Annotated in this window: 6 protein-coding genes; all 6 read left to right on the forward strand. The window is 70.2% G+C overall.

The window, feature by feature from the left end; all coding sequences use genetic code 11:
* Positions 1-116 precede the first annotated feature (116 nt).
* The gene (locus tag HFP89_RS13130; protein ID WP_168718124.1) at positions 117-590 is read left to right on the forward strand and encodes a hypothetical protein; all 474 of its coding nucleotides are present in this window, start codon (positions 117-119) and stop codon (positions 588-590) included.
* Positions 587-5,914, forward strand: a complete 5,328-nt coding sequence (locus HFP89_RS13135) for a DUF11 domain-containing protein (protein ID WP_168718125.1) — start codon at positions 587-589, stop codon at positions 5,912-5,914. The genes HFP89_RS13130 and HFP89_RS13135 overlap by 4 nt, the downstream gene beginning before the upstream one ends.
* Positions 5,911-6,729 (forward strand): hypothetical protein, encoded by an 819-nt coding sequence (locus HFP89_RS13140; protein ID WP_168718126.1) that lies wholly within the window; start codon positions 5,911-5,913, stop codon positions 6,727-6,729. Before HFP89_RS13135 ends, HFP89_RS13140 begins: the two co-directional genes overlap by 4 nt.
* 119 nt (positions 6,730-6,848) lie before the next feature.
* The gene (locus HFP89_RS13145) at positions 6,849-16,382 is read left to right on the forward strand and encodes a putative Ig domain-containing protein (RefSeq protein WP_168718127.1); all 9,534 of its coding nucleotides are present in this window, start codon (positions 6,849-6,851) and stop codon (positions 16,380-16,382) included.
* Positions 16,383-16,399: 17 nt separating this feature from the next.
* Positions 16,400-17,791 (forward strand): DUF1566 domain-containing protein, encoded by a 1,392-nt coding sequence (locus HFP89_RS13150; RefSeq protein WP_168718128.1) that lies wholly within the window; start codon positions 16,400-16,402, stop codon positions 17,789-17,791.
* Positions 17,788-18,122: DUF1566 domain-containing protein (locus tag HFP89_RS13155; RefSeq protein ID WP_168716180.1), on the forward strand; the 335-nt coding region annotated here is incomplete at its 3' end. The genes HFP89_RS13150 and HFP89_RS13155, both read left to right, overlap by 4 nt.

Raw genomic sequence — 18,122 nt, forward strand, 5'->3', positions numbered from 1 at the left:
CAAGCTAGTTTCAAGCATGTCGGTCGGCCTCGTTGCATCGTGGATCCGCCATACGAGCGTCACCGGGAAGCCGCGGGCGTTCGGTTGCGAGAGTGCCATCAAACGAGGAGCTTGTCATGTCCGGAGCGTACACGAGCGCATCGTATCCAGCGTCAGCACTGCCCGACGGAAGGTCCCGCCGGGCGGTCGGGCTCGGTCTGCTGATGCTGGGCACCGTGGTGCTGGCCGCGACCCTTCGACCCCATTGGAGCGAGCGCGACTTTCGCTACAGCGAGCCGGTCCGGGCCCAGGTCGTGATGCTCGACCGCGACCCGGCGGTGCTCGGCTTTCGCTACATCCACCGCGGTCGGTTGTATGCCGGTGACCGCTTCGCGATCGGTGCCGGTTCGGGTGCGGCCGGACTGAATCACCGCCACGGCGACTGGATCACCGTGAAGATCGATCCGCGTCACCCCGAACGTTCCGTGGCCCGCCCCGGCCTGTCGCCGCGGGATCGAATCGGCATCGTCGCCGCCGTCGCGCTGTTCGGTGCCGCCGCGCTGCTGTTCCTGCTCCCTGGTTCGCTGCATCCAACGAGGAAACCCGCATGATCCGCTGTCCATCGCTGCTCGATCGCTTGTTCCCGGCACTGGCCCTGACCCTGCTGCTGGCCGCCAGTCCGCGCCTTGTCGCCCAGACCCTGGACGACGGCTTCGACCCCCGGGTCGCCGGCGGCGAGGTCCGCGCCATGACCGCCGGGCCGAACGGCTCGCTGTTCATCGCCGGCAGCTTTTCCAGCGTCGGCGGGCTTGCGCGCGGCAAGGTCGCGTTGATCGAGAACGACGGCGAGCAGCGGCCGATCCTGATGCCCGACGTGCAGAACGGTCGGGTCAACGCAGCGGTCACCGACGCCAACGGCCGCTTCCTGATCGGTGGAAGTTTCACCAGCATCAACGGCCTGACCCGGACGCGGCTGGCGCGCATCGACGTGGTCGGCAACCTGGCTGCGGCGCTGCCGGCGCCCAGCGATACGGTGCACGCCCTGGCGCTCGATCCGGCGACCGGCAAGGTCTACATCGGCGGTGCCTTCGCCGGGGTCAGCGGCATGGGCTTTTCGCGAGTGGCCCGCCTGAACGCCAACGGCACGGTCGATAGCAGCTTCAATCCGCCGTTGTTCACCGGCGAGGTGCTGGCGCTGGCGGTGCAGCCCGACGGCCGGCTGCTGATCGGCGGCACGGTGCAGCTCGACGGAAGCTTCGGCGCCCGCGGGCTGTACCGGCTGCTGCCCGACGGCAGCCTCGACCCGGACTTCAGCAATGCCGGTGCGGTCGGCGGCGGCGACGCGGTGCGCGCGATCGCGGTCCAGCCCGACGGCCGCATCCTGATCGGTGGCGACTTCAGCGGCGGACTGCGCCGCTACTTCGCCGACGGCACGCGCGATTTCGATTACGGCGCACCGAATTTCAACGACACCGTGCACCACATCGCACTGCAGCCCGACGGCCGGGTCATCGTCGGCGGCGATTTCACAAACGTTTCGCTGCGCAACCGCATCGTCCGGCTGCTGCCGGGTGGCTCGGTGGACGGCGACTTCGGCGGCTTGCTGAACCCGTCGTCGACGGTGCGTGCCGCGCACGTCCAGGACGACGGGTCGATCGTCGTGGCGGGGGCCTTCGTCAACTTCAACGGCACCATCTCGCGCCCGCGCATCGCCCGGCTCACGCCGCGCGGAGTGGTCGAGCGCAGTCTCGGGACGGGCGGGGGCCTGAGTACCAACTCACTGCGTAACGACATGGGCTGGAGCGTTGCGTTCGATGCCGATGACACGGTACTGGTCGGCGGCGACTTCGGCACCGCCATCCAGACCGGACAGAGCAACTGGCACCTCAGCCGCCTGCGCGAGGACGGCAACCTGGTCGGAAGTTTCTCGCCGATCTTTCCGGCCGCCTGGGGCACTCGACGGATCGAGGTCCATCCCGATCGGTCGATCCGCTTGTCCAGTGGCGGCGACTGGACCGATGTCAACGGGGTCCAGGTGCCCGCCGGTGATGCATGGATGAACCCGGACGGGTCCGTGCTTGCGAACGGCCCGTCGGTCGAGGGCCTGCCGTACGCGAGTCGGCTGCTGACCTTCACCCCGATCGGCGATCCGGACGATCGGCGCTTTCTGCTCGAGCGGACGCTGCCGGGCGGCGGGATCGATACCTCGTTCGTTCCGACCGAGATCCGCCTCGATCCGGACCTGTTCGACGCCTATTCGGCGTCGAATTCCGAAGACGGACCGAACCTGGCCGCGCGGCTCGACCACCGGCAGCGGATCCTGCTGTACGGAAAGATCGGCTGGGTCGACGGCGTGCGTCGCGCGCAGCTGGCGCGGCTGTATCCGGACGGTGGCCTCGACCAGCGCTTCGATGCCCGGATCGAACGTCAGGCCGACATGAACGGCCACCCCAGTATTCGGGTCTGGGGCACCAAGGGCGTCGGCAGTGCGCCCGGCCGGGTCTTTGCGCTTGGCGCCATCCGCAGGCAGATCGACGGCGAGGAACGCGCGTTCAGCGGCCTGCTGGTGTTCGACGACCAGGGCGAGATCCTGAACGACACGGTCCGTCCCGCCGACCAATCCGTGTTCTATGCGCCGAAGCTGACGACGCTGCTGCCGCGCGCCGACGGCAAGCATTATGTGTTTCAGCACGGCGAGATCGGCCTGATCGACGAGAACGGTGCCGATGTCCCCGGCTTCGGCCCCTCGCCCTTCGTCACGGCCGAGTTCGAAATCTGCGACACACCGGGTTCGCCCGACCCCTGCGAGTTCAGCTACACCGAATTCCGGCCCAGCCTGATCGAGGACGCGCTGATCCAGCCGGATGGCCGGCTGCTGCTGGCCGGTCGCATGTGGCTGGACGAAACCCAGGGCTCGCTGTTCAACCGGCTGTCGGTACCCGGTGCGGTCGAACAGGAAGTGAGCTGGGATCCGGTCAGCCAGCAGGTTCGCTGGCGACTCGGCGGCTCCGCGCCGGCCGTGAACTGGCCGCCGCGCGTCCAGGTGGCGCCGCTGTGCTGTTCGGATGCGTTCTTCGAGGAGCCGGTCGGCGGCGGCGAGATGCGCCGCGACGGCAGCGACTGGGTGCTGGACGGCTTCGAGGGCCTGGCCGGGACCTTCTACCTGCGCATCGAGGCCTGGAGCCGGAGCAAGCAGCGCGCGTTCTCGACCTTCTACTCGCCGATCCACAGCTTCATCGGTCCCGACCTGCCGCCGGTGCAGTCCGACCTGGCGCTGCGCTTCGATGCACCGCAGGCGGCGGCCAATGTCGGCGATACCGTGCTGTATGACCTGTTCGCCTTCAATTTCGGCCCCGACGATACCGACGCTGTGGCGCAGGTGCCGATTCCCACCGGGTTCGAGTACCTGTCCCATACCGAAAGCGACGGCAGCTGGGACCCGCAGACCGGCGAGTGGACGCTGCAGCGCCTGGGCAGCGCGCCGGCCACGCTGTCGCTGGCCATGCGCGTGCGCGGCGAAGGCGAACACCGGGCCACCGCGACGATCGTCGGCAACGAGTTCGATCCCGACCCCGGCAACAACGTCGCCGAACAGGCCTTCGACATCTCGCTGATCGAGTCCGACCTCGGTCTGGTCCTGGTCAACGACAATCCCGAGGCCGTGCCCGGCAGCTCGCTGTTCTTCTCCGTCGCGCTGCGCAACGATGGTCCGGAGTCAGCGGATAACGCCGTGGTCCAGCTGCCGGTGCCAAGCGGCTACCAGCTCGGCCAGCTGTTCCCGCCCACTCAGGGAAGCTACAGCCCGGTCACCGGCCAGTGGCAGGTCGGCCGGCTGCCTTCCGGCGAGGCGGCTGCGCTGGACTTCGAGGCCACGGTGCGGCCGTCCGGTGAGTACACCGTTTCCGGATCGGCGCGCTCCGACAGTCTCGACCCCGACGACAGCAACAACGTCGCCACCTCCGCACTGAACGGATTCGCCGACCTGGAACTCGCGGTCCTGTCGTTCCCGTCCGAGGTGCGGGTCGGCGAGCTGGTCGAAGTCCGACTTCGGGCGCTCAACCGCGGCCCGTTCCCGATCACCGACGCCGCGGTGCGGCTGACCTTTCCGCCGGAGTTGCAGATCCAGCCCGACGGCCAGGTCCAGATCGGTGGGAACGGGCTGAGCGGGCTGTGGTCGCCGCCGACGCTGATCCCGCAGGGCCCCGAGGCCGGTGCCGAACTGCTGCTGGTGTTCCTGGCGACGCAGGCCGGCACCGGGACCATCACGGCCGATGCCGACCACTCGCGCCACGAGCTCGATCCGGCCGACAACCTGGTGGACTTCGCCATCGACGTCATCGATCCGCGCGCAGAGCTTTCGATCGTCGAGTTGAGCGCTGACCCGCAGGGCGCGGCCAACGGCGAGCCGGTGACCTTCCGCATGACCGTCACCAACAACGGACCGGATACTGCCACCGGCACCTGGGCCCGCCTGCCGCTGCCGGATGGCTGGACCTCGGCCGGCCACGTGGCGCCGCCCGGCACGACCTGGGACGCGGCGACCGGCGCCTGGAACATCGGCACGCTGGCCGCGGTCGGCGACAGTTCCAGCGGCTTTCCGGACACACTGGAGCTGCAGGTGACCGGGCTGGTCAATGCCGGCGGCGGCCAGGAGGTCACCGCCGAGCTCGGCAGCGATGCGCGCGATACCGATCCCGGCGACAACACCGCAACCCTGGTCTACCGGCCCGGCGGCCCCCAGTCCGATCTGGCGATTTCGGTCAGCGTCGACGAGCCGGCGCCGGACGTCGGTGAGCGGGTGACCTTCACTCTGACCGTCGACAACCTCGGTCCGGCAGCCGCCGACAACCTCAGCGTGCAGCTGGAACTGGGCGACGGCTTGAGCTACGTCGGTCACAGCGCGCCGCCGCCGGGCGGCTATCTGCCGCCGCTGGAGAACTGGACCCTCGGCGACCTTTCGGCGCCGGGGGGCGGTGCCGACTCGGTGTCCATGACGCTGACGGTCGAAGTGCTGGCCGAGTTCGAGCCGCGCCTGCAGGGCCAGATCGTCATGCAGCAGTTCGACCCGGATCGAAGCAACAACGCCTTCGACGTCACGCTGGGCGAGATCGAGCCGGAATCCGACCTGGCCCTCGTGCTGTCCGCAACGCCGGCCACGGCCCCGGTGGGCGAGACGGTCACCCTGTCGGTGGAAGTGGCCAATCTCGGCCCCGATGCCGCCGAGGGCGCCGAGGTGCTGCTCGAGCTGCCGCCGGGCTTGAGCTATGTTTCGCACGAGGCGCCGCCCGGCACCGGGTTCCTGTTCGCTTCCGGCAGCTCCACCGGCAGCTGGACCATCGGCGCGCTGGCCGGGCCCGGCGGGGCCGGCGGCAACAGCCGGCTGCTCGAGGTGCTGGTCGAGGTCCAGCCCATCGGGCCCTACCAGGCCCAGGCGACCGTTGGCGCCGACACCGCCGACCCCCAGCCGGCCAACGATGCCGACAGTGTCACGATCACGCCGATCCCGGTCAGCGCGGAGGCCGATCTTGCGGCGGCGCTGGCGGCCGATGCCGATCCGGTCGAGATCGGCGAGACGGTCACGTTGACGGTAACTGCATCGAACGTCGGCCCCGACACGGCCAGCGGCGTGGCCGTTGCCGTGGCGTTGCCGAACGGTCTCCAGTACGTCTCGCACAGCGCCCCGGCCGGCACGGCCTGGTCGCCCACCTCGGGCACCTGGACCGTCGGCGCCCTGGCCTCCGGCGGCAGCGAGGCGCTGCAGATCGTCGTCCGGGTCCAGCCCTCGGGCTTCTTCGAGGTCGGGGCGACCATCTCCGGCGCCGTCGACGATCCCGAACCCGGCAACGATGTGGCTTCGTTGTCGGTGACGCCGCTGCCGCCGGCCGAGGCCATCTTCTTCGACGGCTTCGAGCCGGGCACGCCGGTGTTCCCGTGAGCCTGCGGCGCGAGGATCGGCGGCCCGGCGGGTCGGCACGGGGGGGGCGGATGGTGGTGCTGATCGGTCTGCTGCTGACCGGCGGGGCGGCCGCACAATCCGATCCGGCCGGCTTCGCCAACGTCATCGATGTGCCGCCCGCAGTCATCGGCTTCGGTGAGACCCTGGCCGACGACACCCAGCTCAATGTGCTGCCGGCCGGCGAAGTCGGCGCACTGCTGACCGTCGGCCAGCTCTACCTCCCGGGACGCAACGTCGAGATCAATCTGCTCGGCGGCACCATTCTCGACGGGCTGCAGGTGCTTGGCCAGGCCGTGATCAACGTCGACGACGGCACGCTGGTCGATGTGCAAGCGGACAGTGGCGTCGAGATCCACCTGCGCGGCGGGACGATCGGGGCCCTGTCGGCGATCTCCGGGTTCGAGGCTCCGACCGTGATGACCATGACCGGCGGCATTCTCGGTGCCTTCTTCGACATCGATGCCGGGGCGCGGCTGGACTACGCCGGCGGTGACATCGACGAGCGGCTGGAGGTGTTCGCCGGCGGCACCCTGAACATCATCGGCAACGATTTCGAACTCGACGGCGCGCCCCTCGACGGCCTGGCCGTCGGCGTTCCGGTGGAGATCAGCCAGCGCGGCGGGGCACTGCTCGAGGGGCGGCTGGCCAACGGCGAGGGGTTTGCGTTCGTTCTGGACGAGGTGCCGGACGACGAGTTGAACGATGTGTTCTATCCGGGCGCGACGGTCACGGTCACCCTGCAGCCGGCCGAGGTTCTGTTCCGTGACGGCTTCGAGCCGGGTGCCAGTTCGTGACGCGATCGCTCGGGAGTCCCCAGCTGCAAGGCTTTCAAGATAATTTCAAGCTCCCATCAAGCAGCGCACGGCCCGGCCGAACAGGATGCAGGCCTCAGCAACCGACCGGGCCGTTGACGATGCGATCGATTCCAGCCAGTTCCCGCCGCCGTTGTCCGGCGACCGCCGCGCGCGTCGTGGTCGCTGCGACCTTGTTGTTAGTGCTGCTGCTCGCCGGGGCGGCGCAGGCCACGGTGGTGCCGATCGAGCCCGACCTGGAAGTCCAGGGCAGCATCGCCGCCGGTGAGGAGCGAGTCCATGCGCTGACCGGCCTTGCCCCCGGCCAGCGCGTCTACCTGGCGCGCACCGGCGGCACCAACGTCAACCAGATGAGCTGGTCGCTGGAAGATCGCTTCGGTCGGATCATCGCGCAGGACTCCGCCGGCCTCGGCGACCTCGGCCCGGTCGCGCTGATGGGCGGCGACTACACCATCACCGTGCGCGGCCGCACCACCGCTGCCAGCGGCAGCTTCGGCTTCATCCTGCACACGGTCGAAGACAGCGCCGGCACGCTGCTGCTCGACCAGCTCGCCGCGCCCACTCTGGGCGGGGTCGGCGCCACCCACCGCTTCACCCTCGATCTGCCCGCGGCGCAGTCAGTGCGGCTGCTGTTCGGCGGTCCGGCGTCGGCCAGTCAGCTCAGCTATCGCCTGATCGACGCGGCCGGCAATCTGCGGGTCGACTGGTCGAGTTCGGCACCGGCGGCCAGCGAGCGCATCGGCCTGCCGGCCGGGCCGAACCGGATCGAGGTGCGGGGGCGAAACCAGTACGCCGGGGCGTTTTCGCTGCGGGTTCGGCCGCAGATCGAGCCCGTCCCGACGGCGCTGGCACTCGATACCCCGGCGCCGTATGCCAGCGCGGATGTGTCCGAGTCGGTCGCCTGGTCCTTGGCCCTGGCCGCACCGACCCGGATCTATCCCGCCTTCCAGTTCAGTCATGTCGGCAGCGCGGCGCAGTGGCGCCTGGTGCGCGACGACGGCCAGGTGGTGGTGGACTGGGGCACGAGCCTGGCCGCACTGGCCGAGCCCCTGGACCTGGGTGCCGGCGACTACGTGCTTTCGCTGCGAAGCCGTGCGGCGACCGCGGTCAGCGGCACGCTGACCGTTCACGAGGTCATCGACGGCGAAACCTCGCTGACGCCGGGATCGGTCGCGACCGCCTTCATCGACACGCCCGGGCGGGAGCAGCGCTTCCAGCTCGTCGGTGTGCCGGCCGGGATGTACCTGCTCGACCAGCGCGACACCGACAATCGCACCGGTCTGGGCTGGCGTCTGGACGATGCCCTCGGTCGGACCGTGCTGGCCCGCAGCGGCACGGTCGACGACGTCGAAGCGATCGCCCTGCAGGGCGGCGACTACACGCTGACCGTCGACGGCAACGATGCGGCAACCGGCTTCGTCGATTTCGCCCTGAGCGCGCTGACCGTGGCCGATCTTCCGGCCAGCCCGGGGACCGTCATCGACGACGCGATCCTCGCGCCCGGCGAAATCCGCCGCTACGCCTTCAGCGCGCCGACCGGCCTGCAGCTGGCCATCGCGCTGGAGGCCAGTTCCAACGCCGCCGGCCTGAACTACATCCTGCACGACGCGGCCGGGCGCGAAATCATCGCCCGCACCAGCGCGCTGCCGGCGCTGACCGAGCGCCGCCTCGCCGGCGGTGATTACCGGCTCACGGTGCTGGGCGAGGGCGGCGAGACCGGCAGCTTCCGCCTGGCGCTCGACGATCCGGGCAACAGCGGCTTCGTGCCGAGCGGCACGCCGCTGGGGCTGGACACGCCGACCAACGCCACCATCACCAGCGCCGCGCCGCAGCAATGGCAGCTGAGCCTGGCCGCGACCGAGCGGGTCTATTTCGAGCTGCTGCAGGGCGCATCGAACCTGCGCTGGACGCTGCTCGATGCGGGCGGTGAGGCCGTGTTCGGCAATGCCCGCGCCGCGTTTGCCGGCACCGATGATCGCGGGCCCTTCGTCCTGGCGGCCGGCGACTACACGCTGGAATTCGAGCTGACCGGCGGCGGTCCGGCCGACTACGCCTTCCGCGCCGTCGATGCGCCGGTGCGCGAGACCGTGATCGACCTCGATCTGGACATCGACAGCGCACCGACCGTGCCGGGCTTCCGCAATGAATACGTGCTCGATGTTCCGGCCGACGGGCCGTTCCACTTCGAAGTGCTCGAGGGCGTCTCGTCGCTGCGCTGGCGACTGGTCGATGACGCCGGGCGGGCGGTGTTCGGCCCTGCTCGGGCGTGGGTCAGCGACGACAGCGTCGGGCCGTTCGCGCTCCGCGCCGGCCAGTACCGGCTGATCTTCGAGGCGACGACGGGCGCCGCGCCGGCCTACCGGTTCCGAGCGCACAGCGTGAGCGATTTCGCCGCCAGCCTGTCGCTGGGCGCGGCGCCGCTGCCGGTGGCCGGCAGCATGGCGATGCCAGGCCAGCGCCACCAGTACGAGCTGACCCTGGAGCCGGGTGTGGAGCGTCTCTACATTCAGGTCCAGTCCGGCAACAACGCGCTGCGCTATTCGCTGCTGGACGCGGCCGGCCGCCGGCTGTTCGATCGCCGACGGCTGTCGTTCGTCCTCAGCGACGACATCGGCCCCTTGATCGTCGAGCCGGGCGAGTACCGGCTGATGATCGAGATGGCCTCACCGACGACCGCCGGCTACGCGCTCACCCTGCACGCGCCCGAGCCTGCGTCCACAGAGGCCACGGCGCTGGATCAGCTCGAAAGCTGGACGCCCGCCGGGCCCGGTGACGAGCGACGTTTTCTGTTCGATGTCGGACCGGCCGGATCCCGGGCGTTCTTCGATCCGCGCAGCAGCGGTCAGAACGTGTTCGCCACGCTGACCCATCGGCCGTCGGGCTGGACGCCGTTTGCCGACGTCCACCTGCAGCTGCTGGCCAGCGCCGTTCGCGGGCCGTTCGACCTGCCGGAGGGCGAGTACGAGCTTCGGCTGCGCGCCCTGCCGTCGGCCGGCGCGCCGTCGTGGCAGCTGAGCCGCGTGGTCGACCCGCCGGCCGTCGCGATCGGCGTCAACGAGGTGATCGTGGCCGAGTTCCCGATGCCGGGTGCGCAGCTGAGCTACAGCTTCGTGCCCGAACAGGACGGTCAGGCGCTGATCTTCGACCTGATGTCGGCCGCCGCAGGCAATCGCTGGGAGTTGCTCGACCCGGTCGGAACGCCGGTCTTCGGTCCGGCCAATGCGGCCGACTTCGCCAGCCACGACCAGGGCCCGCTGGCGCTGGCCGACGGAAGCTACACCCTGAACTTCTTCAATCCGGCCAACCAGGAGCGCGACTGGCTGTTCCGGGTCGGCTCGGCCGGCGGCGTGATCACGGTGCCCGAAGGCTGTGCGGCCTGCAGCGCGCTGGACCTGGTGTTCACCTTCGATACCTCGGTGTCGATGGACCCGGTCAACCAGGCGATGTGCGACCTGGCCGCCGACCTGGTCCAGGCGCTGGCCGACGACGGCATTCCGGTCAATGCCAACTACTGGGGCATTACCGAGAACGGCACGGCCAGCTGCCTCAGCGGCAACGTGCTCGAACAACTCGGCGGATCGGTGCCGGGCCTGCCGTCGGGGCCACCGCCGCCGTGGATGGCCGATCTCGAGAACTGCGCCGGCTTCCCCGAACTGCCGACCGAGAACTGGGGGCCGGCCGCGGCGATCGTTGCCGAGCGCTACCCGTGGCAGTCCGATGCGGTGCGGCTGCTGGTGCCGGTGGCCGACGAGGGGCCGTACTGCGGCGATCCGGTCGACGAGTTCGACATCGATTCGGTCTATTTCGCCCGCCAGGTCGCGGCAGGGAACGACGTCGTGGTTTCGCCGCTGCTGCCCGACATCGCGCCCGATCCGGTGCGCGCCATGGCCGGCCTGATCACGGTCGGCACCGGCGGTGTCTCGACCGTGGCCGATTTCGATGTCGACGACATCCTGCCGGTCGCGCGCGGCATCGCGGTCGCCGCCTGCGGCACCCAGCAGGCCGTGGCCGTGCCGCAGTTCTCGGAACTCTCGCCGCTGCCCGGCAGCCTGCTGCCGGCCGGACAGCCGGTGGTGATCAGCGGCCGGGTCGCACCGGTCAACGCGCTGCGCCCGGTGCTGTCGGTCGAAATCAACGGTCAGCCGGCGGCAGTGCTCGACAGCAGCGGCTCCTTCTTCGCCACGGTCGAACTGCAGCCCGGACCCAACCAGGTCACGATCGCCGCGGTCGAAGGCTGCGGCCCGACGGTGCTGGAGATCGAACTGTTCGGCGCCGGCGCTCCGGACGATCCCTGGGCCGACATCGCCGAGATCACCGACCTGCTCGAACCGGAGTTTTCCGCGACCACCTGGGACCGGACCAACGATCGTCTGCTGGTCGAGGTTTCGGTCCTGAACCCGGGCGCACCGCTGCGCGGCCCGCTGCTGATGGCGGTCGGCACCGATCTGGATCCAGGCGTGCGCTTGCTTGCCGCCGACGGCGTGACGCCCAATGGCGAGGCCTATGTCACCGTGCTGGCCGATGGCGAGCTGCTGGATGCCGGCGCCCGCACCGCGCCGCGCGAACTGGCCTTCGCCAACCCCGGCCGGGCCGCGATCGACTTCCAGCCGCGCTGGCTGCTGCCGGCCAATCAGCCGCCGCACTTCACCTCGATTCCGACCACCTCGGCCCGGGTCGGCCAGGCCTGGTCGTACCCGGTCGAGGCGCTTGACGGCAACGGCGATGCGGTCACCCTGAGCCTGCTGACCGCGCCGCCCGGGATGAGCATCGATGCGGGCCGGGTCGAATGGACCCCGAGTGCGGCTGGCACCCACGACGTGGTGCTGCGCGCCTCCGACGGTCGCGGCGGCAGTGCACGTCAGAGCTTCGTCGTGGCCGTCGGCGAGGCCGGCTTCAACGCGCCGCCGGTGTTCACCACCACGCCGGTGGTCCAGGTGCCGACCGGCGCGGACTATGTCTACGCGGCCGCGGCGCTGGATCCCGATGGCGATGCGCTGGGCTACAGCCTGATCGCAGCGCCGGCCGGCATGAACGTCGATGCGCTGTCGGGCAGCATCACCTGGGCGCCGGCGATGGCCGGCCAGCACACGGTGATCCTCCAGGCCGAAGACCCGTCCGGCGCGATCGCGACCCAGAGCTACACCCTGTTCGTCGGCGAGCCGGCGTCGCGGCCGCCGGGCCCGAGCTTCGCCAGTACGCCGGTGACCGTGGCCGCGGCCGACGTGCTGTACCGCTACCGGCCCGAATTCGCCGGGGCGCCGACGCCGACACTCGCGCTGACCCTGGTCGACGGCCCGGCCGGCATGAGCCTGGCGCCCGACGGCGCGACGCTGGAGTGGCTGCCGACGGCGGCCGATCTCGGCCCGCATCCGGTCGAGCTACTGGCCACCGATGGCGACGGCCAGCAGGCGCGGCAGCGCTATGTGCTCAACGTGCTCGCCGAGCTGCCGAATCAGCCGCCGTACTTCGTCACCAGCGCGCCGCTTGCGGCGGTCGCCGGGCAGCCCTGGAACTATGCCGCCGAGGCCATCGATCCGGAATTCCAGGGCCTTGCGTATCGACTGGAGCAGGCACCGCCGACGATGCAGCTCGATGCCGCGACCGGCGAACTTGCCTGGACGCCGGATGCCGGCAGCGCGGCGTTCGAGCCGGTCCGGCTGGTCGCCGAGGACCCAGCCGGTGCGGTGGCCGTACAACAGTTCGAGATTGCGGTCCGACCCGGCAATGCCGCGCCGGTGCTGACCGGCGCGCCGCCGACCTCGGTGCTGGCGGGGCGCACGCTGACCCACCTGTTCATCGGCCAGGACGCCGACGGCGATCGGCTGCACTTCGAGCTGATCGACGCGCCGCCCGGCATGCGCATCGATCCCGAGGCCGGCTGGCTGTCCTGGTCCACGCTGGGCATGGCCCCGGGTAGCTACGACTACCAGGTGCGATTGTCCGACGACTGGGGCGGTAGCGACCAGCAGGGCTTCAGCGTGGCGGTGGTCGAGGATCTCGAGGATCCGGCCTTGGGTCTGCGGATCGGGCGCGAGCCGGCCTGCCTGAACGAAGCGGTGCCGATCTGCGTCGAGGCCGGCGACAACGTCGGCATCGCGTCGGTGAGCCTGGCGATCGACGGTGTGCCGCAGAGCCTCGACTCCGGCTGCGCCCTGTGGACCGCCGAGGCCCTCGGGACGGTGCAGCTGGCTGCCGCGGCGACCGACCTGGCCGGGCGCACGGCCAGCCTGCAGCAGCCGCTGCAGGCAGTGGACTGCAATGACGACCAGCGGCCGGTGGTGAGCCTGGTCTCGCCGGCGCCCGAATCGCTGCTGCTGGAGCCGACGCCGCTGGTGGCCAGCATCGATGACAACGCCCCGCCCGCGCTGAGCTGGACCGTGACCCTGCGCGCCGGCCAGGACGGTGAGCCGGTCGAGATCGGCGCCGGTACAGGGGCGATCGACGAAGATCAGATCGCGCTGATCGACCCGACGCGGCTGCCCGAGGGCGAGTACTGGGTCTCGATCCTCGCCAGCGACGGCGCGCAGACCGGCGGGATCGAATATCGGGTGCTGGTCGGCAAGGGCTACAAGCCGGGTCGGCTGCGCTTCGCAACCGCCGACCTGACGCTGGATCTCGGCGGCCTGCCGCTGTCGCTGGGGCGCACCTACGACAGCCTGGATACCGCCTGGCGCGCAGGCGCCCGGCAGGACTTCGGTCCCGGCTGGCGGCTGGATCTCTCGGCCAGCGTGCGCGATTCGGCGCGTGACGCCGATCCCGCCTCGCCGTCGGCTATCTTCCAGGCCGAGGCCTTCAGCGACGACACCCGGGTCTACGTGATCAAGCCCGACGGCGAGCGCGTCGGCTTCCGCTTTGCGCCCAGGCCGCGCGGTTTCCCGGGCCTGTTCCAGTTCGACGTGGCGTTCGAACCCGATCCCGGCGTGACCGACACGCTGCGGGCGGTCGACGGGCCCTCGATCGTCTGGGCACTCGGCGCCGGTTACGGTGACTGGATCATCCCCTACAACCCGACGATCTACGAGCTGGAAACCGAGGACCGGGTGGTCTACGTGATCAGCGAGACCGAGGGACTGGTGCAGGTCCGCGATGCGCTCGGCGGTGTGCTGGACATCAGCGCCGACGGCGTGGTCAGTTCGCGCGGCCTGACGGTCGATTTCGTACGCGACGACCGGGATCGGATCGTCGAGATCCGGGTGCCGGCGGCAGCGCCAGGCGATCCGCCCGGCCGGGTCCTGTACGACTACGACGGCATCGGCAACCTGGTCGGCGTGACCGACCTGGCCGGCGGCGTGTCGAGTTTCGAGTACGGCGATCCCGACTATCCGCATCACGTCACGGCGCTGTTCGATCAGCTCGGCCAGCCGCTGTCCAGCCAGGTCTACGACGATCAGGGCCGGCTGGCGGCCCTGTGTCCGCCCGACGGCCATACCGGCACACTGGAAGGCTGCACCGAATTCAGTTTCGACGTGAGCGGTGGGGTCGAGACCGTGTTCGACGCCCGGGGCTTCCGCAGCGATCTGTTCTACCGCGCCGACGGCCTGCTCAGCGCTCGTCGGGACTGGCTGGACGCCAGCCAGTGGCTGGAGCAGCAGTGGGTCTACGACGACCGGGGTCGGGAGATCGAATTCATCGACGCGGCCGGTGGCCGGACCCGGACCGAATACGATGAGCAGGGCAATCGCACCGCGCGGATCCTGCCCGGCGGCCAGCGCTTCGAGTGGCGCTACGAGAGCTGCCGGAATCAGTGGGTGGAGTCGGTCGATCCGCAGGGCAACCGCTGGCAGCGGGCGTTCGATGCGGCCTGCCGACTGCGGTTCCGCACCGATCCGCTGGGCGGTGTGACCGAGTTCCAGTACGACCCCGACAGCGGTCTGCGAAGCGCGGTGATCGATCCGACCGGCCAGGTCTGGAGCTTCACCCATGCGCCGCTGGGCGGCATCGCGAGCGTGACCGACCCGCGCGGGGGCATCCGCAGTCACCAGTACGATGAGCTGGGGCGCCGGATCGTCAGCGTCGCCCGGGACGGGCAGCAGATCCAGCGCAGCTTCGACGAGGGTGGCCAGCTGCGCGCCGAGACCTGGGTCGGGCAGGGCGTGACCCGGACCTGGGATTACAACGCGCGCGGCGCCAACACGCGCGAAAGCGGCCCGGCCGGTGTGCTGGCAACCGAGTACTGGCCGACGGGCCGGATTCGCCGGATCGACTTCGACAGCGCCGACGGACCCGATTGGTGGGTCGAGTACGACTACGACGGGAACGGCAATATCGTCGCGGTTCGCGACTCCACCGCCGCCGAGGTGGTCTACGAGTACGACGGCCTGGACCGCATGATCGCCGTCGCGGAAAGCGGCCCCGGTGTGCTGCCCAAGCGCGTCGAGCTCGACTACAACCCGGCCGGGCTGGTCGTCGAAATCCGTCGATTCGGCGATCTCGCCGGCAGTCAGCCCGGGCCGGTCACCGAAGTGGCCTATCGCTGTCCCAGCTGCGCCGGTGAACTGCAGCGCATCACCCATCGCCGCCCGGACACCAGCGTGATCGAGGAACTGCTTTACAGCCGGGATGAAAGCGGTCAGATCACGCAGATCACCAATGGAGCAGGTGTCTCCGAGTTCGTCTACGACGGTCGCGGCTGGCTGGCCGAGTGGTCGCTGCCGCCGCTGCCGGGCCTGGTCAGCGGCAGTTCGAGCTACGACGGCATGGGCAACTGGCGTTCCCGGCCGGGTCAGCCGGGCCCGGTCGAGTTGTCCATGGACACCGGCGAGGGCGGGCACCTGCTGCTCGATGACGGGCAGCGGATCTACAGCTACAGTGCGCGCGGCAGCCTGATCAGCCGCAGCGACACGACCAGCGGCGAGACCTTGACGCTGGCCTACGATGCACTGGACCGGCCGGTTTCGGTGCAGCTGGCCGACGACCAGGGTAGCGTGGTAGCGACGGCAGAGTATCGCTACACGCCGGGCGGCGCGCGGGTCACGGCCGAGGTCGAAGGCGTGCGTCGGCACTTCATCCACGACGGCCAGAACGTGATCGCGGCACTCGACGACAGCGGCCAGCCGGTCTGGCGACGCCTGCACGGGCGCGCGGTGGACCGGCCGTTCGCGGTCGACGACGGTCAGCAGGTCCGCTGGCTGCTCAGCGACCACAACGGCACCGTTCACACGGTGGTCGACACGGCCGGTCAGCGCCTGGCGGAGTTCGCCTACACGCCGTTCGGTCGCCAGGTCGCCGGCCCGCCGCCGGGCCTCGACGACGCGGTTCGCTACACCGGGCGCGAGTTCGATGTGCCCGGCGGGCTGGCCTACTACCGGGCCCGGCTCTACGACCCCGCCATCGCACGCTTCGTGTCCGAGGATCCGCTGGAGCCCTGGCACTACCGCTACGCCGAGAACAGCCCGCTGCGCTTCAGCGATCCGTCCGGCGAAAGCGTGTTCTTCGAGTTCCTCGGTCTGAGCTGCACCTTGAATGCGACCTTCAGCTTTGCCAGTACCGGCGGGAAGTTCATCACCGAGACCCTGACCCAGGCCAACGACGGGCTGTTCGGCATCCCCGGCGACATCGAGAAGATCTTCAAGATCATCACCGACGCCTCGAGGATCAAGAACAACCTGCCCTGCGGGTTCGGGGATTTTCTCTGATGCGAGGAGACCAGCACATGTGCACGGAAAACGGCTCGCCGGTCCGCGGCAGTGCCCGGCCGGTGGTGTTCGGGCTGCTGCTGCTCGGCAGCGCCCACGCGGCCGACTTCGCGATCGTCGATCAGCCGCTGCCCAACGGCGATTTCGGCAACGGGCTTGCGGGCTGGACGGTCGAGGTCTCGCCGGAGTCGAGCGTGCCGGCCGGTGAGGTGCAGGTTGTCGGCGGCGCGGCCCGGATCGTCAAGGGCGGGGCCTTCCATGCGGGCCTGAGCCAGGGCTTCGCCGCGCCCGCCGGCCTGGTCGCACTGCGGCTGCGGATCACCCAGCTGCCGCAGTTCGCCTCCACCGGCGGCTTCATCCCCGAGGCCTTCGACGTCCACGTGACCGGCGCCAACGGCTTCAGCAGGGCGGCCAGCTTCCGCGCCGGTGCGAGCGCGACCGCCAACGCCACCGCCGTGCCGGCCGGCTTCAATCTCGGCAGCGGCGTGAGCCTGTCGGGCGGGTCGCTGCGCATTCCGCTGGTCGGGATCGAGGAGGGCGAGTGGCTGGAGCTCTCGGCCTCCCTGGTCGGTGCTTCGGCCGACACGATGGCCTTCGTCGCGATCGACGACGTGGTGCTGGAAGTGCAGGTCAAGCAACCGCCACCCGACCCACCCGGCCCGCTGAACGCCGATGCCTGCGAGCTGTTCCGCGGCGGCTTCGAAGCGCGCCGGGGGGTCGGCACGATTCCTCGCTGTGCATTGGGGCAGATCGGCGATACGGGCATCACGGCCTGCGCCGGCAGCGTCGATGGCGCCTGCGAGGTGGCCGCCCTGCCGGGACAGGACGCCGAGTCCGGCCGCGACGCGGAAGCGGTCGCGGGCATTCTCGAGAAGCTGGACTCCGGTCCGGCGGGCTTCGACTTCACCAGGATCGGCCCGGACGGCGAGATCCTGCCGGCCTCGGCGACGGAATGGACCTGCGTCGCCGACAACCACAGTGGCCTGATGTGGGAAGTCCACGTCGACGACCCGGCCGACCCGCGCCATTTCGCCCACAGCTGGAGCTGGCTGCAGACCGACGGCCAGACCGACGGCGGGCTGGCCGGTACGGCCGACGGCGGTGTCTGCGCCGATGCGCCCTGCGACACGCAAGGCAAGGTGCAGGCGATCAACGACCTGGCCCTGTGCGGTTCGGGCAATTGGCGGATGCCGACCCGCGAGGAACTGGCCGGCCTGGTCCACGCCGGCCAGCGCGACCCGGCGATCGCGATCGGCCACTTCCCGTTCACCGACGGGACCTACTGGACCGACACGCCGATGGCCGCGCAGCCCGATTCGGCCTGGGTGGTGGACTTCGTCGACGGCGCGGCGGTGGTGGAACTGAAATCGACCGGGCAGAAGGTCCGGCTGGTGCGGGAGATTCCATGATGACCATCCACAAGACCCTGCAGTTCGGACTGCTGCTCGCTGCAGCGGCGCTGACTCCGACGGCCCTCGCCCAGTGCGCCGGCGGCAACGAGAACGGCTTCGTGCCGGCCAGCACGCCGAGCGAGGACTTCCGCGAACAGGCCGACGGCACGGTCCTCCACACCCCGAGCCGGCGCGTCTGGCAGCGCTGCGCCCTGGGCCAGAGTTGGGACGGGACGACCTGCACCGGGACCGCGACCCGGCTGAGCTGGTCGGCGGCGCTGGCCGCGGCCGAGGCGCACGAACAGGCCGGCTTCGACGACTGGCGCGTGCCGAACCGCAACGAGCTGGC

Origin of the sequence: Wenzhouxiangella sp. XN79A (genome assembly GCF_012272825.1) — a bacterium.
GTDB lineage: Bacteria > Pseudomonadota > Gammaproteobacteria > Xanthomonadales > Wenzhouxiangellaceae.

What these genes read in the sequence shown, in the direction of transcription:
- HFP89_RS13145 (WP_168718127.1), top strand. Translation starts at nt 6,849, where the DNA reads ATGCGATCGATTCCAGCCAGTTCCCGCCGCCGTTGTCCGGCGACCGCC.
- HFP89_RS13150 (WP_168718128.1), top strand. Translation starts at nt 16,400, where the DNA reads ATGTGCACGGAAAACGGCTCGCCGGTCCGCGGCAGTGCCCGGCCGGTG.
- HFP89_RS13130 (WP_168718124.1), top strand. Translation starts at nt 117, where the DNA reads ATGTCCGGAGCGTACACGAGCGCATCGTATCCAGCGTCAGCACTGCCC.
- HFP89_RS13135 (WP_168718125.1), top strand. Translation starts at nt 587, where the DNA reads ATGATCCGCTGTCCATCGCTGCTCGATCGCTTGTTCCCGGCACTGGCC.